This window comes from Luteimonas sp. A501, from assembly GCF_054052085.1.
In genome coordinates this window covers 105,101-125,053 of the sequence record NZ_JBSVRI010000004.1, presented here as the reverse complement: position 1 = coordinate 125,053, position 19,953 = coordinate 105,101, and the positions used below count along the sequence as shown (strand labels likewise).

The following is a 19,953-nucleotide window of genomic DNA, read 5'->3' as shown; positions in this document are numbered from 1 at the left end:
CCTCGCGTCAATCAGGCGTCACCGCCGCTTCGAAGACCCTGCCGCGGCGCAGCTCGCGCGCGGCCCAGACGGCCAGTTTTTCGCGGCCGATTTTCGCATTGTGGCGGATGTCGACGGGAAACGCAGGGTGGAAGGTGAAGGCATCCACGTGCGCGGTGTGCACGAAACCTTCGCCGAGGTGGCGCAGCTCGTCGGCGATGCGTGCGCGTCCGGCCTTGTCGATACCGGGCTGCAACTCGACGCAGAGCAGCGGCCGCTGGGCACCGCGTTCGCCGATCCCGACCAGCGCCGTGCGGCGGACGTCGGGGTGCGTGTCGAAGACCGGTTCGATCTGTTCGGTGCACAGGGTGCGCTGCGCAGTGACCACGCGCTGCGACTTGCGGCCACAGAACCAGAGGCGGCCCTCGGCGTCGAAATAGCCGAGGTCGCCCATGCGGTGGACGATGCGGGACGTCTCCGCGGGGTTCGCGGGAAAGTTGCCGACCTCGCGGATTTTCGCCAGCGCGGTCTGCGCGTCGCGGTTGAAATAGGTGTCGGTTGCCGTGGGTCCGGCAACGGTGATTTCACCCACCTGGCCAGGCTTCACCAGCAGCGCGTCGGACCATTCGGGAATGGCCTCGTCGCTGACGCGGATGATGCGGACCTCATTCGGCGCCACCGGGCGGCCGACGCAGGTGCCAGCGCCGGTTTCAGTGCGCTCACGCAGGGTCACCAGTTCGCGACCTTCGATCACCGCCACCGGCAGGCATTCGGTGGCGCCATAGGGCGTCCAGAACTGGGCGTCGTCGGGCAACAGCGCGCGCATCTTCGCCACAACCTCGCTGGGCACGGGGGCGCCGGCCGAGGTCACGCGGGTCACCGTGGGCAGCGGCTTGCCATGTTCTGCCAGCACCCGCATCAGCGCCGGCGAGCCGAACAGCTGGGTCACGCCAAAGCGCTCGATGGCCGCATGCAGCTTGCGCGGATCGGCCTTCGCCGGCCGCGTCGGGTCCATGTCCGGGATGATCGAAGTCAGGCCCAGCGCCGGATCGAACAGCGCGAACGGCGGGAAGGTCGGAAAGTCCACGCCACCGGGCGACACGCCAAGCATTCCGCCCAGCATGTCGATCTGGGCCACGAAGTGACGGTGGCGATAGACCACGCCCTTGGGCACGCCGGTGGAGCCGCTGGTGAACAGGATCGCCGCGACGTCATCGGGCGCGGTGTCGGCCAGCTGCGGGCCCGCGTCGGCGCCGCTGCGCTCGACCTCGGCCAGGGTCACGTCCGCGAACCGCGGCCGCGCGCCGGTGGTCACCCGCACCCGCGCCGACTTCGCCCAGCCCAGCAGCACGCGCGCGAACATCGCCAGCGGAACGCCGACGAAGGCCTCGGCCTGGACCTCGCCCAGGCACTGCTTCAGCGCCCGCTTGTCGATGCCCGGATCCACCAGCACCGGCACCGCGCCGGCCTTGAACAGGGCGTACATCAGCAGGAAGAACTCCGGCGTCGGCCGCACCATCACCACCGTGCGCGTGCCGCGGCCGATGCCGCGTGCGGCAAGGCCCGCGGCGATGGCGTCACTGCGCGCGTCGAGCTGGGCGTAGGTCAGCGAGGTGGCATAGCGGCCGTCACGGCCCGGGGCGCGCATCGCCACCCGGTCGGGCAGCTCGCGAGCCAGCCGCGGCAGCGCGGCGGCGATGTTGCAGGAGCCAGTCATGGCCCGATTATCGCCCGGACCCGCGCGGGGCACATGCACGTCGGCGCGTCGGCGCGTCGGCGATCCTGCAGGCTCCGCCATCGCGGGATCATCGCGCTTCCGGCCCGGGCGGCCTGGCAGCCCGTTGGCCCCGTGCGCACCAATGGTCGACAATCGCCGGCCCCGCGGCCGGGCCGCGCGTCCCCGAGACCCGATCATGTCGCTGTTCGAACGCCTCAAGGCCACCGCTGCCGATGACTGGAACGCCTACATCGACCACGCCTTCGTGCGCGGCCTGGGCGACGGCAGCCTGCCGCGGGCGGCATTCCGCAACTACCTGGTGCAGGACTACCTGTTCCTGATCCAGTTCGCCCGCGCCCACGCCCTGGCCGCGTACAAGAGCCGCAGCCTGGCCGACATGCAGGCGGCCCGCGGCGGGCTGGCCGCGATCCTGGACGAGATGGGCCTGCACCTGCGCGTGTGCGAGCGCTGGGGCCTGTCGGCCGCCGATGTCGAAGCCACCGAAGAGCAGCAGGCGACCGTGGCCTACACCCGCTTCGTGCTCGACGTGGGCATGTCCGGCGACCTGCTCGACCTGCAGGTGGCGCTGATCCCCTGCACGCTCGGCTACGCCGAGATCGGCCGCCGGCTCACGCCCGAAGGCATCGACGCCATTGCCGCCGACCATCCCTACCGCGACTGGATCGCCGAATACTCCGGCAGCGCCTTTCAGCAGGCCGGCGCCGCCGCGCACGCGTGGCTGGACGACCTCGGACGGCGCTATGCCAGCGAGAACCGCTACGACGAACTTGTCGCCATCTTCCGCAAGGCCTCGCGCCTGGAAGCGGAATTCTGGCAGCAGGGGCTGGATGCGGCGGGCACCGGACCTTGATCCCGGGCGCCGCCATGGTTCCTGCAGGATCAGCTCCAGTTGGAGCAGCTCTTGTGGGAGCAGCTATAGCTGCGAAAGCAACCCCGCCGCAATCCTCACCCCAACGCCGTATCGCGCGGATGTGTGCCGGACCAGCATAGGCGAGCCCGCGCTCCGAAACCCCTTGCGCGCCGCCCGCGCTTGCCGAAAAATCCTGCACCCGCCACTCCGCGAACCGCCCGCGTGCCCCATCCCTGCCTGAGCTGCGGCGCCTGCTGCGCCCATTTCCGCGTGAGCCTGCACTGGTCCGAAGCCGACCCGGCGCTGGGCGGGCGCGTGCCGGCGGCGCTGACGGTTCCGCTGCGCAACCACGAAGTCGCCATGCGCGGCACCGCGGGCGGCTCGACGCCGCGCTGCGTGGCGCTGGAGGCGGACATCGGCCGCCGTTCGCGCTGCAGCATCCATCCGCTGCGCCCGCAGGCCTGCCGCGACGTGGCGGCCTCGTGGGAGTTCGGTGAACACGGTTGCCAGTGCGACAGCGCGCGCGCGGCGCACGGCCTGGCCGCGCTGACGCCGGCGGACTGGATCTGGCGCGAAGCCGCGGCCAACGACCGCGACGGCAATCCCGACGGCAGCGACCACCCCAACGACCGCGGCACCCCGCCGCCCGCACTGCCCCCGCCGATCGCAGCCTGATCAGTGTGGGTTGCGGTCCAGGAAGTCGCGGATCGCAGGCACCAGCACTTCGTGTTTGTCTTCCAGCACGTAATGGCCGGCATCATCGAAGGCCATCGTCTCGGCACCCGGCAGCTCGGCCTGGAAGCGCTCGAGGAAATGGCGGTCGAACACGAAGTCCTTCAGCCCCCAGCCGATGAAGACCGGCAGGCCGGCGTACTCGTGCAGGCGCCGGCCCGACTCCTCCAGCAGCGGCCAGGCCCGGTCCTTCGGCGACAGCGGGATGTCCTGCATGAAGCGGATGGTGGAAATGCGGTTCTTCCAGCTGTCGTAGGGCGCGACATAGGCGCGGCGCACGTCGGCGGGCATCTTCCGCTCCACGCCCAGCCAGGACGCACCGGAAGAAAACGCGTTGAACCCGCGGATCACCATTTCGCCGACGTTATAGTCGCGGCCCAGCGCGATCTGCCAGGGCATGGCCTTGGCATCCGGCATCGGGAAGGCGGCGGTGTTGAGGATCACCAGCCGCTTCACCTGTGCCTGGTGCGACAGCGCCCAGCCGAAGCCGATCATCCCGCCCCAATCGTGCACCGCCAGCGTCACCGGGCCGTCGATACCGAGGTGTTCAAGCAGCGTGGACAGGTCTTCGACCCGCGATTGCAGGGTGTAGTCGTAGCGCGGTATCGCATTCGGCGCGTCGTCGGGCTTGTCGGACAGCCCCATGCCGACGTGGTCGGGCACGATGCAGCGATAACCCTTGCCGGAAGCGGGATCCGACAACCCCGCCACCAGCGTGCGCCAGTAATAGCTCCACGACGGATTGCCGTGGACCATGACCACGACCTCGCCGTCGCGCGGGCCCTCGTCGAGATAGGACATCTCGATGCCGGGGCGAACCTGGAAGCGATGGGGAGTAGTGGGATAACCCGGAAGATGCATGGTGGCGCCATGGCGGACAACAGCCGCCATTGTAGGACGCGGGTGCCTGCGCCGGCCCAAGGCACCGGCTCGCGGGCAGGAACGCTCCGCCGCGCGGCGACACGATTACCATGCAGGCCTCGCCTCCTTCCGCCTAAACGCCATGTCCAGCCCGATCTCCGCCCCGCCCTACCTCGACGAAGCACGCATCGAACAGCTCGCCGACCTGCTGGACCGGCGCGCCGTCCCGTTCAAGGGATTCAACCTGGAGGCGCTGGACGGCTTCCTGAGCGCGCTGGCGGTGTCGCCCTCGGCGGTGCCGCTGGAGGAATGGCAGCCCGTGGTCTGGGGCGGCAAGCCGCCGACCTGGGACAGCGCCGAGGAAGCGCTCCAGGTGCAGCAGCTGCTGCTCGGCCACCTGAACATGTGCACCGCCCGCGTGCGCTACGACGACGGCGACCTGCCGGACCACCTCGCTCCGCTGATGTGGCTACCCGAGGACCCGGAGCTGACCGGCGAGGACGCCCTGCAAGAGGATCAGCTCGACGTCGGCGCCGACTGGTCCCAGGGCTTCTTCTCCGCGGTGATGCTGCGCGAGGCCGAGTGGGACCAGTGGCTGGATGACAACGAGTGGATCGAAGACATTTTCGACGCCCTCGACCGGCTGGCCAGCGGCGAAGCCATCAATCCGGAAGATCCCACCACCGAGCCGATGCCGGTCGACTACCGCGAGCGGCTGGGAATCGTCATCAACCTGCCCGGGATGCTGGCCGACCTCAACCACCACCGGGTGGAAGCGCTGACCCCGCGCACGCCGATCCGCCGCGATGAAGGACCTGGTCGCAACGACCCCTGCCCCTGCGGCAGCGGGAAAAAGCACAAGAAGTGCTGCGGAGTGCATTGAGCCCGACATTCTTCACTCCGCCAGGCTCGTCCGCTCTTCGCGGAGCCGGCGGATCCGCCGCAGCATCTGCCAACTGCGCAGGGCCATGTACGCCAAGGACAGCCCGCCAGCGACCAGGCCGCCGATCAAGCCATCGACCGCCAGCGAGTAACCATCAGCCGGGATAAGCGCCCACGCCAAGGACAGAATCAGCACTCCAATCCCGGCGCCGGCACAGTGGGCGGCAATCACGAACTGCGCCCGGCGGATTTCGGCATCGATCAATCCCACCAGCCCACCATCGGGTGCGCCAAAAAGCCGGTAGCGATGACGCAGCATCAAATGGATGCCCTGGCTGAGCACCAGCACCGCGGCTATGGCGGCCAACCAGTCGCGCAGATCGATGGCGCGAGTCCACGCAAAGGCAATGACACCCAGCGCAGACAGCAGGCCGAACACTTCGCCAAGCAGGCCAACCCGCTTCCAGCGCACATGACGGCGCAGGCGCCGTTGCAGCAGGGCCGGATCGCCCACCTCCATTCCATCCCATTGGGCCGCTAGCACATCCCATTCCTGGTTGCTCATGTGTCTGCCTCCAGCGTTGTACGCAGATGCTGCCGCGCTCGTGACAGGCGCTGATCCACGGTGTTGGCGGGCATGCCGAGGATGTCGGCGATCTCCCGGTTGTTGAATCCTTCCAGCACCAGCAATACGCACTCGCGCTGTCCGACGGGCAAGCCCCGCACCGCCTGCAACAGCTGCTGTCGGCGCTGCGACTGCCCGGCAAGTTCATCCGGGCGCAGGTCGTGACTCTCGAAGTTTTCGTCGATAGCGTCACCGTCGAAGCGGTTGGATCGTTTACGTACGTGATCCAGCGCGGCGAACTGCGCGGTGCGCGCGATGAACGCCTTCAATGCACCGTCACCGCGATAGGCCGGCAGCGCCTTCCACACCGCCACCGACATCTCCTGGGCGAGGTCGTCGCGGGCGGCCGTGGTGCGCGTGTAGCCCGAAGCGATGCGGAACAGCATCCCCCCGTGCTCGCGCAGGACTGCGGCGATATCAGGCAATCGAGGCAACGCTCACGATTCCTGTTTCAGGTCGAAAACATCACGGTAGGCGCCATAGCCGACACACAAACCTGCCGGAAGAAGCACCAGCAGCATCACCGGCACCCACAGCAGACTGCCCATCAGCACCGCCGATCCCAACGTGTAGAGAGCGATCGGCCGCCAGTAGTGCACGAGCAGGCGCGCATTCTCCACGAATGCCGGCCGCAAGCTCAAACCGTCAAGAAGCATGCGTGGAAAAACAAAGAACAGCAGAAGCATCGGGAGCAAGCCTGACGTCAGGATGCCGGCGAGTTCTGCACGGGAATAGGCAATGCCGGCAATGTCCCCGGTCGCAAATGCCACGGCCTGCTCCTGATTGCCGACGATGGCCGCCACCAGAACCTGAAAGCCGAAGACAGCCAGGCTCACCAATGCGATCACGGCCACTTTGTTCCAGCGCAGCCCGACTTCCCGGGCAGCCATGCCTGGCCCGAACAACGCATCACGCACCTTGTGATCGAGCATCAGCAGGACCCAGGCTCCAACGATTGGAGTCAGGATCTTTGACACGACCACGCCCATCCCGGGAGCCAACTGGATCAGTCCTTCGGCCACGATGGGTACCAGCGCCAGAAGAGAAATCCTTACCGGCGCCAGCCGGAATATCCGCCAGCCCCGCATGCACCACACACCTGCCCGGCCCCATTCCATCCCCGAGTGCACCCGACCGATCGCCTGGTCCTGTCCGCCTGTCATCTGCATGCCCGCCCCTCCCGAAGTTCGTGTATCAACTGAAGACGAACCCTCGGCAGAAAACCTGACAGGCAATGTTCGAGGCGCCTGCGCGGGACTGACCGGATCGCTGCTGGCCGCAGTGGCCGGAAAAAGCTAGGGCGAGGTCCACTCCCGGTCGTCCCCGGCGACGTACCGGCCGGTACCTTCCTGCACCGCCCAGGCACGCCACGGATTGAACACGTCCACCCCCGTTGGCGCGAAGTCGGCCTCGTTGCGCGTCACCACGGTCAAACCGTGGGCCAGCGCCGTGGCGGCCAGCAGCGCGTCGCGCTCCGGTTGCGGATCCGGCACGTGCAGACGGGCGCAGCGCAGCGCCACCTGCCCATCCACGGGCAGCACCCGCCCCTCGAATTCCGGGACCAGCGTCCCGTCCAGCCATGTCCGCAGCACGGCACCCTGCCGGGGATCGCGTCGCTCCATCCGCGACACGCCGATCTCCAGTTCCAAGCCCGCGAAGTAGTCGGTGGCCTGGTCGAACGCGGCGTTCAGGTTCACGCCCGCGCTCTTGTGCTCGGCCAGCATCACGCCGGGCCAGAACAGGTCGATGCGGCCCTGGGCGGTGCCGGTAAAGCGCTTCGCCTTCTGCTCGTACACGGCCACGCTGCGGCGCTTCTTGCCGAACACGTGGAAGAAGTCGTTCCAGAAGCTCTGCGCCTCGGCGCGCTCGGAGGTTTCGCCGTCCCACTCGCGGGCGAAGGCACGCGCGCGGTCGCGGATCTCGTTGAGGCTCAGCGGCATGCGCACGTGCTCCTGTTGTCGGCCCTGATCTTCCGCAGTCCGGTGCTGCTCACAGCGGCTGCGCTCCTTCGCTGAGGATGTCGAGATACCGGGTGTAGGCGAACACGCGATGCCGCTGCTGCCCGGTCACTTCGTTCACGATCTCGAGTTCTTCCAGCGCGCGCACCGCCGCGCGGATAGTGGGTGGGCTGAGCGGGAGCTCAGGGGCCACGCGCGGCACGGTCAGTATTACGCGGCGGGCAAACTGGTCGAACACCAGGCCGATGTTGCCGGCACGCTTCCCAAGCGCTGCGATGCGGGCGCGATCGCTTGCCAGCAGCGCCAGCAGGCGCTGCGCGGTGTCGACCGCCTGCTGCGCGGTTTCGGCCACGCCGTCGAGGAAGAAGCCCAGCCAGCCCTCCCAGTCGCCGCGCACGCGCACGCCGTTGAGGCGCTCGTAGTAGTCGGCGCGATGGCGCTTGAAGTACAGGCTGAGGTACAGGCTGGGATCACGCAGCACGCCTTCATTGCAAAGAATCAGCACGATCAGCAGGCGACCGAGGCGGCCGTTGCCATCGCCGAAGGGATGGATGGTCTCGAACTGCACGTGCGCGAGTGCGGCTTTCACCAGCGGCGGGATCCGGCCTGACGGCTCATGCAGGAAGCGCTCGAGCGCAGCCAGTGCGTCCGGCAGGGCCTCCGGTGGCGGCGGCACGAAATGGGCCAGTGCCGGCGACGGACCACCGACCCACACCTGTCCCTTGCGGAACTCTCCGGGTTGCCTGGTGGCACCACGCCCGCCGCGCAGCAGCAGCGCATGCATCTCGCGGATCAGGCGCAGGGAGAGCGGGAAGTCGTCTTCGCGAAGGCGGCGCAGGCCGTGCTTGAGCGCGGCCACGTAGTTGGAGACCTCCTCCACGTCGTCGATGGGCACGCCTGGCGCGGCGTCAACCTCGAACAGCAGCAGGTCGGACAGGGAGGACCGGGTGCCCTCGATCTGCGAAGACAGCAGCGCTTCCTTGCGCACGTACTGGTACAGGAACAGCTCCGGGTCCGGCAGCATCAGGGTGATGCCGTCCAGACGCCCAAGCGCCTGGTCGGCGCGCTCCTTGCGCGCAACCAGATCCCCTGCGGCAAAGTCGAGCGGCGGCTCCGGCGGCAGTGGATCGGGGATGAAGGCCTGATAACGGCTGCCGGCCAAGGAGCCGGAGACGTAGTGGCCTGTGACCCTGGTGGCCATGGTCAGCTTTCCTTGTGGGCACCCGCGGCGGGGTCAAGGAAAATTAAATACCACTTTTTTTCGTTATTCGCCAGAAGTGCCTGGGAAAGAAACATTCTTTGCAAAATGGGGCCCACAACACGCGCGGCTGCCGAAGATCAGGACGCCGTTGAAATCCGGGATGCGGAGGTGGCGGGTGGTCGAGCAGGCACCTGCCCGCCGTCAGTCGCCGCGTGCACCCTCCCAGTCGAAGCCGGTCATCGCGGCCAACTGCGCTGGCTCGAGCACTTCAACATACTGGCGGCCACCGATGACCCAGGTCGGGTAGCCGGTCACGCCGGCAATGGCGCATTCGGAGGCCACGCCGCCGTTGGGGCCGTTGGGCGAACACTCCACGTACGGCAGCTGCGCTGCCGCGCCGCTGAACTTGCGCTTCTGCTGGGTGCACGTGGGGCACCAATAGGCGCCGTAGAACTTCGCACCGGACTCTTCCAGATGCGCGGCAAGTGCATGCAGGCGCGGACCGCCGCGGCGCTCCAGCAGACCGGACGAGGAGACGTGCAAGGCCGCCACCACCGCAAGCGCGATCAGGCCATTGCCCAGGCACCACGTCGACCACTGCGCTCCCGGCGCACTGTCGGGCCGGGCCACGTGCACCAGCACGAAGATCGCAAGCAACGTCGCCAGCGACAGCAGGCACCAGGCGCAGAACGCAGCCAACGCGATCCAGCCCGCCAGGGTCAGGTACACGCTGATCGCCAGGCCCAGGAACGACAGGCGCCATAGCCGCCGCCAGCGCGTCAGCCTCGGTGCCGGCCGCCATGTCACCCACGCCAGCAACGCATACAGCGCGCCGCCCCACAGCGCGATCGGCAAGCCGAGGAAGCGCGACCACTGGCTGTTCTGCACCACGTCACACCCCGAGCCTTCCGTGCAGAACGCCGCACCGGTCTCGCGCATCGCCACCCACGTCAGGTAGGCGGTCAGCAGCAGGCCGAACGCGGTGAGCACACGCAATGCGATGTCGGTGCTTGATCGTGGCGCTTTCAGCGCTTTCGACGTTGCCGCCACGCCAGCGTCATGCCGTGCCGGCTGCGTCCGTTTCCGCTTGGCCTTCGTTCTCTTGCTCATGCGTACCTGCGTCCCGTGCCCTTGCGTCCGTGCACATTGTGGCCGAGATGCGTCGCTGCGCAGACAGTTCAGCCGACGACGAACGCCACCAGCGGATTGTCCGGGTCCAACAGCAGCTTCACCGTCAACGCCAGCGACATCACCACCAGCAGCGGCCTGATCGCCTTTCCGCCCACGCGCAGCGCGAGATGCGCGCCCAGCTGCCCACCGGCGATGCTCGCCACCGCCATCACCAGGCCCACCAGCCACAGCACCTGTCCGCCGACGATGAGCGTCGCCAGCGCGGCGACGTTGCTCGCCAGGTTGAGGAACTTGGTGTGCGCCGTGGCCGAGACCAGCCCCATGCCGAACAGCGCCACCAGCGCGGTGGCCATGAACGATCCGGTGCCGGGCCCGAAGAAGCCGTCGTAGAAGCCGATCGCGAACATGATCGTGACCAGGGCCGCGTGCCCCAGCCGCGCGTGGCGTTCGGTTTCGCTGGCCTTCGGTCCGAGCAGGAAGTAGGCGGCCATCGCCACCAGCAGCACCGGCACCAGGCCGGCGAGAAAGGACGGATCCACCAGCTGGATCGCGATCGCGCCGCCAACCGAGCCGGTGAACGCACCCACGGCAGGCCACAGGAAGCGCCGGAAATCGATCCGCCCCTGGCGCGCAAAGGCCAGCACTGCGCCGGCGGTGCCGAAGCTCGACTGCAGCTTGTTGGTGGCGATCGCCTGCACGGGCGGGATGCCGGCCGCCATCAGCGCGGGGATGGTGATCAGCCCTCCGCCGCCGGCCAGCGCATCGATGGTGCCGGCGACGAAGGCCGCCAGCGCCAGCAGGGCCAACACCTCGAAACCGAACTCCATCGAACGACCTCCATCGCGGTGACCATCCGCACCGCCCGCCATGCGGGTGGGTGCCCCTGAAACGACGCGGGGCCGGACAGGCCGGCCCCGGTCAGCTTGCGATGTGGCCCGGTCTTACCAGACCACCTCGGCCATCGAGCAGTTCAGCCCCGAGCCGATGCCCAGCAGCGCGACGCGGTTGCCCTTCTTCAGGCGGCCCTCTTCGCGCAGCTTGCTGAGCACGATCGGCACCGAGGCCGGGCCGATGTTGCCGTGCTCGCCGAAGATGGTCATGACCTTCTTCGGATCGATGCCCATGGCCTTGGTGAAGGCGGCGGTGTGCACCTTGCTGACCTGGTGGATCACGAACTCGTCGAGTTCGCCGACCACCCAGCCCAGCTTGTGCTTGGCGACCTCGAAGGTCTTGGTGGCCAGCTTCACGCCTTCGATCAGCAGCGTGCGGGTGTCGGTGATCATGCCGTCGAGGTTGCCGCGGCAGAGCTTGTTCCACTCGGTGGCCGCGCGGGTCACGCCGCCGCGGTAGCGCGGTGCGCCCGGGGCGAGTTCGGCGCGTGCCAGCACCATGGCGGCGGCACCGGAGCCGAGGGTGAGCGTGGCCAGCTCGTTGCGGAAGTTCTCTTCGGTGGTCTCGGTGCGGCTCAGGCGCTCGATGGTCTTTTCATACGCGAGGTCGGCGGTTTCGCCGTCCACCACCAGGGCGTATTCGATCTCGCCGCGCTCGATCATGCGGCTGGCGATGTCCATGCCGTTGATGAAGGCCAGGCAGGCATTGGCGACGTCGAAGTTCTGGCACTCTTCGCCAAGACCGAGGTTGCCGCTGACGATGCTGGCCGTGGACGGCTCGAGGTAGTCGCGGCTGACCGAAGTGTTGACCAGCAGCCCTACGCGCGCAGGGTCGATGCCGGCGTCGGCAAGCGCTTTCACGCCCGCCAGGGTGGCGGCATCGGAGGCCAGCATGTCGCCGTCCCAGAGGCGCCGGGCATGGATGCCGGCAACGTCGCCGAGGACATCGGTACGGATGTTGAGGCGATCGAGCGTCGGCTTCAGGCGGGCGTTGATCTCGTCGGAGGTCAACCGGCGCGGGGCGTCGATGTGGGCAAGACCCGCGATGGCTACGTGATGGAACAACATGGGCTATGCCGCCGTGAAGCTGGGAAAAAGATCGCCTAATGTAGCGGCTTACGGCCCCCAGCGCACTTTCCGCCTCGCAAATCCGTTCACCTTTATGCAGGAGCAGCTATAGCTGCGACCCCGGATCCCGGGGGTATCCGGCTGCCCGGCTGTCCGGTTAGTACGGTCGCAGCTATAGCTGCTCCTACTGGTGGCTTGGGGCGGGGGATCAGCTGCCGCAGCGCCAGGCGGCCCAGCGCTGGGCGCCGCGGACGGGGTCGGACAGGGGATGGATGGTGTCCGCGCCCAGTCCCGGGGCCTCGTTGCGGGCCAGGGTCTCGAGCTCCTCGCGGACCCGCAGCGAATTTCGGTCGATGAACGCGATGCTGTGTTTCACCGACACCTCGACCTCGCCGCGCTTTTCACAACCCGCCGGCGGCGAGGCGGCGATGCGCACCGCGGACGCGCCGGGCGCCATATGCACCCAGGTGCAGGCGGACAAGACCATCAGGAGGGGAACCAGCAGTAGTTGGCGCATGGAGGAGCTCCGTGTTGGACCCGGTCGATTGTGCCCTGCATTTGTTTGGCGGGAGCGCGGGGGTCAGGGGGTCACGGGCTGGCCGTCGGCGTCGAGCACGGTGACCTCGCCCAGCTCCAGCGCGCGCACCGGGGCTTCGATCTGCGAGAGATCGCCCACGACCACCCAGGTCAGCGCATTGGCGTCGATGGTCTTCGCGGCCTCCGCCACCTGCGCCGGGGTCATGGCTTCGATCTCCGCCTTGCGGCGCTGCACGTAGTCGTCCGGTCGCCCGTACATCACGTTGCCGGCGATGGTCGACGCCACCGAGGAGGCGGTTTCGTACGCGCCCGGCAGGCTGAGCGTGTTGATCGCACGGATGCGTTCGACTTCCTCCACCGTCGGCGGCGCCTCGCCGCTGGCGAAGCCCGCGATCTCGCGCTTCATCTCCGCCATCGCTTCGGCGGTCTTGTCGATCTGCACCGGCGCCGAGGCCAGCCACGGGCGCTGGCCCAGGGCCCCGGAGGCGCCGCTGCGCGCACCGTAGGACCAGTGCTTGTCCTCGCGCAGGTTCATGTTCAGGCGCGCTGTGAAGTCGCCGCCGATCACGCCGTTGGCCATGTCGAAGCGCACCGCGCCGTCGTCGGTCGTCGCAGGCACCAGCAGGCCGGCGTAGATGTTGGCCTGCACCGCGCCGGGCTGGTCGATCAGGAACACGCGCGCCGCCGCGGGGCGGGGCACGGCCGGGATCGCCGCCGCGGCGTCGGGCGCCGCGCCGCTGCCGGACCAGTCGCCCAGGTGCGCTTCCAGCAGGGGCACGATCTCGGCCAGCGTGGTGTCGCCGACCACGACCAGGGTCGCGCCTTCCGGCCGCATCTGTGCGCGATGGAAGGCCACCAGGTCGTCGCGTGTCAGCGATGCGATCGACTCTTCCGTACCGCTGCCGGTGAACGGCATCGCATACGGATGGCCTTCGCCGTAGAGCAGCGGCGGCAGCACGCGCAGCGCCGCGGTCTGCGGACGCGCCTTCTCCTGGGCGATGTTGGCGATCCAGGTCGCGCGCACGCGCTCGATCTCGGCCGCGTCGAAGTCCGGCCGCCGCAGCATGTCCGCGAACAGCGCCAGCGACGGATCCAGCTGGCCCTTCAGGGCCGACAGCCACGCCGTGCCGGCATCCAGGCCGGACCCTGCACCCAGCTGCGCGCCCAGCGCCTCGGCGCGGTCGGCGAATTCAAGCGGCTTGAGGCCCGCGGCGCCCTCGTCCAGCATGCCCATGGCGAAGCTCGCGGTCCCGATCTTGCGGCCGGCATCGGCGCTGTAGCCCGCGCCCGGGAACTGGTAGCGCAGCTGCACCACCGGCACGCCGGTGCGGCGCGCCAGGACCACGGTGGTGCCGTTGCCGAGCGTGGCGCGCTCGACGTCGGGGAACTTCAGCTCCGGGAAGGCGTCGGGCATCGGCACGCCCGCGCTGCGGTCGACCGTCGCCGGCGTGACCGAATAGGCAGGGTCAACGACCGGCAGGTTCCAGGGCTGCGGGGTCCCGGCCGGATCCTCGGCCAGCGGGGTGCGCTCGCCAGGCAGGATCAGCAGCGTGTGGTCGCCGCCGGCCAGCCATTCGCGGCCGGCGGCCTGCACCTGGTCGGCGGTGCTGGTGTCGATGATGCGCAGCGACTCGCGGAAGCAGCCCGGGTCGTCTGCATAGACCGCGCATTCGGCAAGTGCGTCGGCCTTGCCGCCGAAGCCGCCGATGCGCTCGATGCCGCGGATGAAGCCGGCGCGGAACACGGTGCGCGCGCGCTCCATCTCGTCCGCGGTCGGGCCTTCGGCCAGCAGGCGGTCGATCTCTTCGTCGATCACCGCCTCCACCTTCGCCGGATCCACGCCCTGCTTCACGTTGGCCATGAGGATGAAGTTCGAGCCCAGCTGCTTGGCATAGGTGCCCGCGCTGATGCTGTCGACCAGTTGGTCGCCGTGCAGCAGGCGCGCATCCAGGCGCGACGACCGGCTGCCGCCCAGCACCTGCGCCAAGAGCTGCAGTCGCTCAAGGTCGTCATTGCCGACCTCGGCCACGTTCCAGACCCGGTAGATGCGGGCCTGCGGCACCTTGTCATGCATGGTTTCGCGGGTCGCTTCGGGGCGGCGCGCGACGTCGACCTTTGGCGGCGCCATGTCCGGCCCGGCGGGGATGTGGCCGAAGTACTTCGCGACCTTGTCCTTCGCCGTGGCCAGGTCGATGTCGCCGGCCAGTACCAGCACCGCGTTGTTGGGGCCGTACCAGGCGCGGAACCAGGCGTGCACGTCCTCGATCGAGGCCGCGTCGAGATCGTTCATCGAGCCGATCACCGAGTGGTGATACGGGTGGCTGGCCGGATACAGCGCCTTCATCAGCTTTTCCCAGGCCTGGCCATAGGGCTGGTTCTCGCTCTGGCGCTTCTCGTTCTGGACCACGCCGCGCTGCTCGTCCAGCGCCGCCTGGTCGACCGCGCCCAGCAGGTGGCCCATGCGGTCGGATTCCATCCACAGCGCGGTGTCGAGCGCGGTGGTGGGCACGTTCTGGAAATAGTTGGTGCGGTCGGTGTTGGTGGTGCCGTTCTGGTCGGTCACGCCCACCTGGGTGAAGGGCGCGAAGTACTCGCCCGCGTGGTTTTCCGACGACTGGAACATCAGGTGCTCGAACAGGTGCGCGAAGCCGCTGCGCCCGGAGGGCTCGTCCTTGCTGCCGACGTGGTACCAGATGTTGACCGCCACGATCGGCGCCTTGCGGTCGGTGTGCACCACCACGCGCAGGCCGTTGGGGAGGGTGAATTCTTCGTAGGCGATGTCGACGCCGGCCTGCGCGGCCGCGGGCGGTGCCTCGGCCCAGGCCAGCGGGGCGGCGGTGCCAAGCGCGGCGGCAAGCGCCAGGGCAAGCAGGGTGCCGCGGCGCGGCAGGGTCTTGGACGTCGACATGGGCTCTTCCTTAGCGGGTCAGCCCCCGATGGTACGGTGCCGCGCGGCGGGCGGGAGCGGGCCATTGGTCCCGGTCGAAACGCCCGCGTGACCTTGCCTGGTGCATGCTGCCGGCATGGACAGCCCCTCCCGCACCACCCTGGTCACCGGCGCGAACCGCGGCCTGGGCCTCGAATTCGCCCGCCAGCTGCTGGCCCGCGGCGACCACGTCGTCGCCGCCTGCCGCGAGCCCGGGCGCGCCACCGCGCTCAATTCCCTGGCCGGGGAGCATCCGGGCCGCCTGCACGTGCTGCCGCTGGACGTCGCCGACGCCCGCTCGCGCGCGGCCTTCGCCGCCGAGCTGCCGCTGGTCCTGGGCGATGGCGGGCGCATCGACCTGTTGCTCAACAACGCCGGCGTGCTGCACTCCGGCGAGCGCTTCGGCACGCTGGGCGAGGCCCACCTGGAGCACAGCTTCCGGGTCAACGCCATGGGCCCTCTGCTGCTCACCCAGGCGCTGGCGCCGCTGCTGGCCGAAGGCGCCCGGGTGGTAAACGTGTCCTCGCGCCTGGGGTCGATCGGCCTGACCGAACGCTTCGGCACGCCGAGCTACAACATCAGCAAGGCGGCGCTGAACATGGCGACGGTGCTGTCGGCACAGGCGCTGGCCCAACGCGGGATCGTGGTGATCGCGCTCAGCCCCGGCTGGGTGCGCACGGAGATGGGCGGCAGCGACGCCGACGTCGCGCCCGAAGACGCCGTGGCCGGCATGCTGCGCCAGGTCGACGCGTTGGGCGAAGGCGACAGCGGGCGGTTCCTCGGCACCGACGGCAAGACGATCGCCTGGTAGCCGGCACGGCCGGATATCCTGCACGCCGCCAGACCCGACCCCCAGCCCGCGATGATCGACATCATCCTTTACCAGCCGGAAATCCCGCCCAATACCGGCAACGTGATCCGCCTGTGCGCCAACACCGGTGCCCGCCTGCACCTGGTGCGGCCGCTGGGCTTCGACATGGACGACCGGCAGCTGCGGCGCGCCGGGCTGGATTACCACGAGTACGCGCGGGTGGCGGTACACGACAACCTGGATGGCGCCCTGGCAGCGATCGCGCCGCCGCGGCTGTTCGCGCTCAGCGCACGCGGCCAGGTGCGCTACGACGCGCCCCGCTACGCCACCGGCGACGCCTTCCTGTTCGGTTGCGAAACCCGCGGCCTGCCCGGCGACGTACTGGATGCCGTCGCCGCCGACCATCGGCTGCAACTGCCCATGCGTCCGGACAACCGCAGCCTCAACCTCTCCAACGCGGTGGCGGTGGTGGCTTACGAGGCCTGGCGGCAGCTGGGTTTCGCGGGATCGGCATGAAGCGACGGCCCCTGTAAAGGCGATTCCCGGAAAAGTTCCTGCACTCCCGGGTTCACTATTCAGGTGAGGTTGCTCTCGCGGGGTGAGAATGCGTCTACCGGCCACGGGCGGTATCCGATTTCCCCGATCGGTTCTCTCCCTCCCCTGCTTCCCGTGGCCGGTCCTCTTCCCAGAACCAGAAGAAACAGAGGATTCCCCCTGATGAAGCGCACCCTGATCGCCATTGCTTTGGCGGCAACGGCGCCGTTCGCCGCCAATGCGGCCGAAGGCGTCTCCTACAACTACCTTGAAGCCGGCTATGCGGCTTCGAACGGCGACCTGGACGCCGACGGCTACGCGGCGCGCGGTTCGTTCGCGTTCCACGACAATTTCCACGTCTTCGGCGGTTTCGGCAGCCAGGAGATCGACAACACGCGCTTCGACGTCGACCAGTACAACATCGGCCTCGGCTACAACCTCGAGATCTCGCCGCGCGCCGACCTGCTGGCCCGCGTCGCCTACCAGAAGCTCGACGCCGGCACCGTGCTCGGCAACGACCTCGACTTCGACGGCTGGAGCACCGAGGTCGGCGTGCGCGGCCTGCTCGCCAACAACTTCGACGGCTACGCGCTGGTCGGCTACGAAGACTACGACGGCGGCATCGACGGCGATTTCTACGGCCGCCTGGGCGCCAACGTGAGCTTCAACGCCAACTGGGGCATCAACGGTGACGTCAAGTTCAACGGCGACGTGACCGAGTGGTTCGTGGGTCCGCGCTTCCGCTGGTAAGCGCGCGCCCCGCACGACAGACACACCGCGGCCGACTCTCTCCCCGATCCGCGATGCTGACCCCGGCTGAAAAGCCGGGGTTTTTTTTTGATCATCTCCCGACTGAGGGAGAGGCGTATGGCCGGCCCGGCGTTGTGGCTGGCTCTTCTCGAGGCATCCGGGATGCTGACGTGACAGCTGGAGCGGTGTTGCGCCGGCGCGGGCTGGTTTGACACCCGCCACATCACCGCGCAACGATCGCCCGCGAGGAGCTGATTGATCTGGAAGTGCCGGGCATCATCGTGATTGATCCGGGGCATGGAGGAGCAACGAGCGTAGGGGCCTCCAGTCCCAACAACGCGACCAGCTTTGGAAACGCTGATCGAGACTACAGCGGATTGGAATGTGAACTACGCCGAAGACCAAGTGCTCGCCCAAACTCGCGCGCGTGTCTGGCAGAAATTGAATTCATCACGAATCCTGACGTGGAGCGAGACTTGATTTCCGGGGAGAGTGCAGAAGCGAACCAGGATGCCATAGCGATCGCGCTTGCAAGTGCTTTGCTTGGTGATTTGTTGCGGCAGCCATGACCATGGACTTGAAAACATCCCTGCTGAGCATTGTTTTCACGATTCTCACTTCCTCTTGCAGCCCAACGGAAACACATTCAGCCGCAATCCGAACGTCTCAAGCCGACCACCTTCCGAGTGCCATTCCCACCCTGAATCTGGTAGAGATCCCGGTTAGCTCACCGACTCTCATCGAGGATCTTCCGCCTGAAGGATGGCGTCTGAGTCGAGGCGCAAATGGCGGCCTGTCGCGAGAGGACGGTAGGATCATCCTTGAAGGAACGCATGATCGCCCGCTCCAAAGCGTACGTCGCGCCCCCGAAGCAGACGACCTGCTTGTCTATTTCGGCTCCGGACACTACGGGATCTATGCGCCTGATGGAGCGCTGGTGGCCGAAGTGCCCCTTATACACAGCATCATCAAGGACGCGAGCGTGGTTAGCTGGCGATGGAAAGACGCCGGCACCCTGGTTGGAGTGACCGAGCTCTCGCCTCCAGTTGAACGGCCACAGTACCCGGATGGTGACGTTCTTCCGGAGGCCACGCTTCTTTTTCTGTATCAACCCTACGAAGATCCCATCACTGTCTATCACTTACGGACGGAACAGCCGCCGCCCGGAACCGTCATTCGCCTGGAAGGCGTGACCGGGGATGGGATGCTGCAGCTCGGCGCGGTAGAGCCGAACCAGTATTTCGGCGGGCCTGCCAGTAAGATTCTCGGCGTCTTCGACGCTCCAACCCAGTTCAGATAGCCTTTTCCAGCCGCGCCGGCCTTCAGCGCGAAGGCCTCGTTCATCGCCACCGCCACGCCGAAGTCGTTCTGGGCGAAGGTGTTGTCGCTGCCCGCTTCGAGCAGCAGCCTGTTGCCGAACACGGTGCCAGCCGACGGGCTGGTCAGCCGATCAGCTTGCCGGCGTACTCGGCCTTCTGCTCACGGGCGAGCAAGCGGGCCAGGCCCTCCGCCGGAGTGATGCCCCCATGGAGCACGTCGCGGACGTTGCTGGAGATCGGCAGCTCGACGCCGTGGGCGTCGGCCTGGCGCATCACCTCGTCGGCGGTTTGCAGTGATTCCACCACCTGGCCGATCTCGCGCACGGCATCGTCCAGGCTCTGGCCACGGCCCAGGGCCAGGCCCAGACGACGATTGCGGGACAGGTCGCCGGTGCAGGTCAGCACCAGGTCGCCAAGCCCGGCCAGGCCCATCAGGGTTTCAGGCCGGCCGCCGATGGCGATGTTCAGGCGCAGCATTTCGTTCAAGCCGCGGGTGATCAGGCCGGCGCGGGCGTTGAGGCCCAGGCCCATGCCGTCGGCGACGCCGGTGGCGACCGCCAGCACGTTCTTCATCGCGCCGCCGAGTTCGGCGCCGCGCATGTCGTTGCCGGTGTAGGCGCGGAACGCGGGGCCATGCAGGATGTCGGCAACCGCCTGCGCAAAAGCCTCGTCATCGCCGTGCACGGTGACCGCGGTGGGCTGGCCGGCGGCGACTTCCTTCGCGAACGAAGGGCCGGTGACCACGGCCAGGGGCACGTCGGCGCCCAGCACCTCGCCGGCCACTTCGTGCAGGAAGCGCCCGGAACCGGGTTCGAAGCCCTTGGTCGCCCAGGCCACGCCGGCGTGGGCAGGACGCAGCGGCGCCAGCGCGCGCAGGGTGTCGGCAAAGGCGTGCGACGGCACCACCACCAGCACCAGGTCGGCGCCGGCCAGCGCCGTGGCGAGGTCGGTGGTTGCGCGCAGCGACTCCGGCAGCGCGATGCCCGGGAGGTAGCGCGGGTTTTCGTGTCGGGAATCGACCGCCGCCGCGACGTCGGCGTCACGCCCCCAGAGCAGGGTCGCGTGGCCGTGGCGCGCGATCAGCGCCGCGAGCGCCGTGCCCCAGGAGCCGGCGCCGAGCACCGCGACCGCCGGTTTGCCCGGCGGTGCGATGTAAGGCTG

20 protein-coding genes and 1 pseudogene are annotated in these 19,953 nt (G+C 68.2%); 7 read left to right on the top strand and 14 right to left on the bottom strand.

Annotation, left to right across the window (positions count from 1 at the left end; genetic code table 11):
* Nucleotides 1-7: 7 nt before the first annotated feature.
* Nucleotides 8-1,696 carry an olefin beta-lactone synthetase gene (gene oleC, locus ACW7G5_RS12395; RefSeq protein WP_457004947.1) on the bottom strand — a complete coding sequence of 563 codons (1,689 nt, stop codon included), beginning with the start codon at nucleotides 1,694-1,696 and terminating at the stop codon, nucleotides 8-10.
* 196 nt (nucleotides 1,697-1,892) lie between these two features.
* Between oleC and ACW7G5_RS12390 the strand changes: the two genes are divergently transcribed.
* The gene (locus ACW7G5_RS12390) at nucleotides 1,893-2,567 is read left to right on the top strand and encodes a TenA family protein (protein WP_457004945.1); all 675 of its coding nucleotides are present in this window, start codon (nucleotides 1,893-1,895) and stop codon (nucleotides 2,565-2,567) included.
* 222 nt (nucleotides 2,568-2,789) lie between these two features.
* A complete protein-coding gene (locus ACW7G5_RS12385) occupies nucleotides 2,790-3,242 on the top strand; it encodes a YkgJ family cysteine cluster protein (protein ID WP_457004944.1) in 453 nt (150 codons plus the stop codon).
* On the opposite strand, the gene ACW7G5_RS12380 is transcribed toward ACW7G5_RS12385, so the two are convergent.
* Nucleotides 3,243-4,160: an alpha/beta fold hydrolase gene (locus ACW7G5_RS12380; protein WP_457004942.1), complete on the bottom strand. Its 918-nt coding sequence runs from the start codon at nucleotides 4,158-4,160 to the stop codon at nucleotides 3,243-3,245.
* Between the two features lie 142 nt (nucleotides 4,161-4,302).
* Between ACW7G5_RS12380 and ACW7G5_RS12375 the strand changes: the two genes are divergently transcribed.
* Nucleotides 4,303-5,043 carry a UPF0149 family protein gene (locus tag ACW7G5_RS12375; protein WP_457004940.1) on the top strand — a complete coding sequence of 247 codons (741 nt, stop codon included), beginning with the start codon at nucleotides 4,303-4,305 and terminating at the stop codon, nucleotides 5,041-5,043.
* 12 nt (nucleotides 5,044-5,055) lie between these two features.
* Here the strand turns inward: ACW7G5_RS12375 and ACW7G5_RS12370 are convergent, their stop codons facing one another.
* The 10 genes from ACW7G5_RS12370 to ACW7G5_RS12325 form a co-directional block, all read right to left on the bottom strand.
* Nucleotides 5,056-5,607 (bottom strand): hypothetical protein, encoded by a 552-nt coding sequence (locus tag ACW7G5_RS12370; RefSeq protein ID WP_457004938.1) that lies wholly within the window; start codon nucleotides 5,605-5,607, stop codon nucleotides 5,056-5,058.
* Complete coding sequence (locus tag ACW7G5_RS12365; RefSeq protein ID WP_457004937.1) at nucleotides 5,604-6,092, bottom strand: RNA polymerase sigma factor; 489 nt, start codon at nucleotides 6,090-6,092, stop codon at nucleotides 5,604-5,606. The genes ACW7G5_RS12370 and ACW7G5_RS12365 overlap by 4 nt, the downstream gene beginning before the upstream one ends.
* Nucleotides 6,093-6,104: 12 nt before the next feature.
* The gene (locus ACW7G5_RS12360; RefSeq protein WP_457004935.1) at nucleotides 6,105-6,836 is read right to left on the bottom strand and encodes a hypothetical protein; all 732 of its coding nucleotides are present in this window, start codon (nucleotides 6,834-6,836) and stop codon (nucleotides 6,105-6,107) included.
* A gap of 126 nt (nucleotides 6,837-6,962) precedes the next feature.
* Entirely contained in the window at nucleotides 6,963-7,607 is a 645-nt protein-coding gene (locus ACW7G5_RS12355; protein ID WP_457004933.1) for a type IIL restriction-modification enzyme MmeI, read from the bottom strand.
* Nucleotides 7,608-7,656: 49 nt separating this feature from the next.
* Nucleotides 7,657-8,826 carry a Fic family protein gene (locus tag ACW7G5_RS12350; RefSeq protein ID WP_457004931.1) on the bottom strand — a complete coding sequence of 390 codons (1,170 nt, stop codon included), beginning with the start codon at nucleotides 8,824-8,826 and terminating at the stop codon, nucleotides 7,657-7,659.
* A gap of 201 nt (nucleotides 8,827-9,027) precedes the next feature.
* Nucleotides 9,028-9,936 carry a vitamin K epoxide reductase family protein gene (locus ACW7G5_RS12345; protein WP_457004929.1) on the bottom strand — a complete coding sequence of 303 codons (909 nt, stop codon included), beginning with the start codon at nucleotides 9,934-9,936 and terminating at the stop codon, nucleotides 9,028-9,030.
* Nucleotides 9,937-10,004: 68 nt separating this feature from the next.
* Entirely contained in the window at nucleotides 10,005-10,784 is a 780-nt protein-coding gene (locus tag ACW7G5_RS12340; protein WP_457004927.1) for a TSUP family transporter, read from the bottom strand.
* Between the two features lie 114 nt (nucleotides 10,785-10,898).
* The gene (locus ACW7G5_RS12335) at nucleotides 10,899-11,915 is read right to left on the bottom strand and encodes a 3-oxoacyl-ACP synthase III (RefSeq protein ID WP_457004925.1); all 1,017 of its coding nucleotides are present in this window, start codon (nucleotides 11,913-11,915) and stop codon (nucleotides 10,899-10,901) included.
* A 208-nt stretch (nucleotides 11,916-12,123) separates the two neighbouring features.
* Nucleotides 12,124-12,432, bottom strand: a complete 309-nt coding sequence (locus ACW7G5_RS12330) for a DUF4156 domain-containing protein (protein WP_457004924.1) — start codon at nucleotides 12,430-12,432, stop codon at nucleotides 12,124-12,126.
* Between the two features lie 63 nt (nucleotides 12,433-12,495).
* Nucleotides 12,496-15,360, bottom strand: a complete 2,865-nt coding sequence (locus ACW7G5_RS12325; protein ID WP_457004922.1) for a M16 family metallopeptidase — start codon at nucleotides 15,358-15,360, stop codon at nucleotides 12,496-12,498.
* 115 nt (nucleotides 15,361-15,475) lie between these two features.
* On the opposite strand from ACW7G5_RS12325, the gene ACW7G5_RS12320 reads away from it, so the two are divergent.
* The 4 genes from ACW7G5_RS12320 to ACW7G5_RS12305 all read left to right on the top strand — a co-directional run bounded on the left by ACW7G5_RS12320 (nucleotide 15,476) and on the right by ACW7G5_RS12305 (nucleotide 18,773).
* The gene (locus ACW7G5_RS12320) at nucleotides 15,476-16,189 is read left to right on the top strand and encodes an SDR family oxidoreductase (RefSeq protein WP_457004920.1); all 714 of its coding nucleotides are present in this window, start codon (nucleotides 15,476-15,478) and stop codon (nucleotides 16,187-16,189) included.
* 51 nt (nucleotides 16,190-16,240) lie between these two features.
* Entirely contained in the window at nucleotides 16,241-16,705 is a 465-nt protein-coding gene (locus ACW7G5_RS12315; RefSeq protein ID WP_457004918.1) for a tRNA (cytidine(34)-2'-O)-methyltransferase, read from the top strand.
* 201 nt (nucleotides 16,706-16,906) lie between these two features.
* The gene (locus ACW7G5_RS12310) at nucleotides 16,907-17,473 is read left to right on the top strand and encodes an Ax21 family protein (RefSeq protein ID WP_457004916.1); all 567 of its coding nucleotides are present in this window, start codon (nucleotides 16,907-16,909) and stop codon (nucleotides 17,471-17,473) included.
* A gap of 565 nt (nucleotides 17,474-18,038) precedes the next feature.
* On the top strand, nucleotides 18,039-18,773 hold the full coding sequence (locus ACW7G5_RS12305) for a hypothetical protein (protein ID WP_457005118.1): 735 nt from the start codon (nucleotides 18,039-18,041) through the stop codon (nucleotides 18,771-18,773).
* Nucleotides 18,774-18,790: 17 nt separating this feature from the next.
* Here ACW7G5_RS12305 and ACW7G5_RS12300 read toward each other — a convergent pair.
* Both ACW7G5_RS12300 and ACW7G5_RS12295 read right to left on the bottom strand, forming a co-directional pair.
* Nucleotides 18,791-18,886 (bottom strand): annotated as a pseudogene (locus ACW7G5_RS12300) (DUF481 domain-containing protein); the annotation flags it as partial.
* 29 nt (nucleotides 18,887-18,915) lie between these two features.
* Nucleotides 18,916-19,944 carry an NAD(P)H-dependent glycerol-3-phosphate dehydrogenase gene (locus tag ACW7G5_RS12295; RefSeq protein WP_457005103.1) on the bottom strand — a complete coding sequence of 343 codons (1,029 nt, stop codon included), beginning with the start codon at nucleotides 19,942-19,944 and terminating at the stop codon, nucleotides 18,916-18,918.
* Nucleotides 19,945-19,953 lie beyond the last annotated feature (9 nt).

Bases quoted from the DNA above. Each gene is read 5' to 3' on its own strand.
- oleC (WP_457004947.1), bottom strand. From the start codon at position 1,696: ATGACTGGCTCCTGCAACATCGCCGCCGCGCTGCCGCGGCTGGCTCGC.
- ACW7G5_RS12390 (WP_457004945.1), top strand. From the start codon at position 1,893: ATGTCGCTGTTCGAACGCCTCAAGGCCACCGCTGCCGATGACTGGAAC.
- ACW7G5_RS12380 (WP_457004942.1), bottom strand. From the start codon at position 4,160: ATGCATCTTCCGGGTTATCCCACTACTCCCCATCGCTTCCAGGTTCGC.
- ACW7G5_RS12375 (WP_457004940.1), top strand. From the start codon at position 4,303: ATGTCCAGCCCGATCTCCGCCCCGCCCTACCTCGACGAAGCACGCATC.
- ACW7G5_RS12370 (WP_457004938.1), bottom strand. From the start codon at position 5,607: ATGAGCAACCAGGAATGGGATGTGCTAGCGGCCCAATGGGATGGAATG.
- ACW7G5_RS12360 (WP_457004935.1), bottom strand. From the start codon at position 6,836: ATGCAGATGACAGGCGGACAGGACCAGGCGATCGGTCGGGTGCACTCG.
- ACW7G5_RS12355 (WP_457004933.1), bottom strand. From the start codon at position 7,607: ATGCCGCTGAGCCTCAACGAGATCCGCGACCGCGCGCGTGCCTTCGCC.
- ACW7G5_RS12350 (WP_457004931.1), bottom strand. From the start codon at position 8,826: ATGGCCACCAGGGTCACAGGCCACTACGTCTCCGGCTCCTTGGCCGGC.
- ACW7G5_RS12345 (WP_457004929.1), bottom strand. From the start codon at position 9,936: ATGAGCAAGAGAACGAAGGCCAAGCGGAAACGGACGCAGCCGGCACGG.
- ACW7G5_RS12340 (WP_457004927.1), bottom strand. From the start codon at position 10,784: ATGGAGTTCGGTTTCGAGGTGTTGGCCCTGCTGGCGCTGGCGGCCTTC.
- ACW7G5_RS12335 (WP_457004925.1), bottom strand. From the start codon at position 11,915: ATGTTGTTCCATCACGTAGCCATCGCGGGTCTTGCCCACATCGACGCC.
- ACW7G5_RS12330 (WP_457004924.1), bottom strand. From the start codon at position 12,432: ATGCGCCAACTACTGCTGGTTCCCCTCCTGATGGTCTTGTCCGCCTGC.
- ACW7G5_RS12325 (WP_457004922.1), bottom strand. From the start codon at position 15,360: ATGTCGACGTCCAAGACCCTGCCGCGCCGCGGCACCCTGCTTGCCCTG.
- ACW7G5_RS12320 (WP_457004920.1), top strand. From the start codon at position 15,476: ATGGACAGCCCCTCCCGCACCACCCTGGTCACCGGCGCGAACCGCGGC.
- ACW7G5_RS12315 (WP_457004918.1), top strand. From the start codon at position 16,241: ATGATCGACATCATCCTTTACCAGCCGGAAATCCCGCCCAATACCGGC.
- ACW7G5_RS12310 (WP_457004916.1), top strand. From the start codon at position 16,907: ATGAAGCGCACCCTGATCGCCATTGCTTTGGCGGCAACGGCGCCGTTC.
- ACW7G5_RS12305 (WP_457005118.1), top strand. From the start codon at position 18,039: ATGACCATGGACTTGAAAACATCCCTGCTGAGCATTGTTTTCACGATT.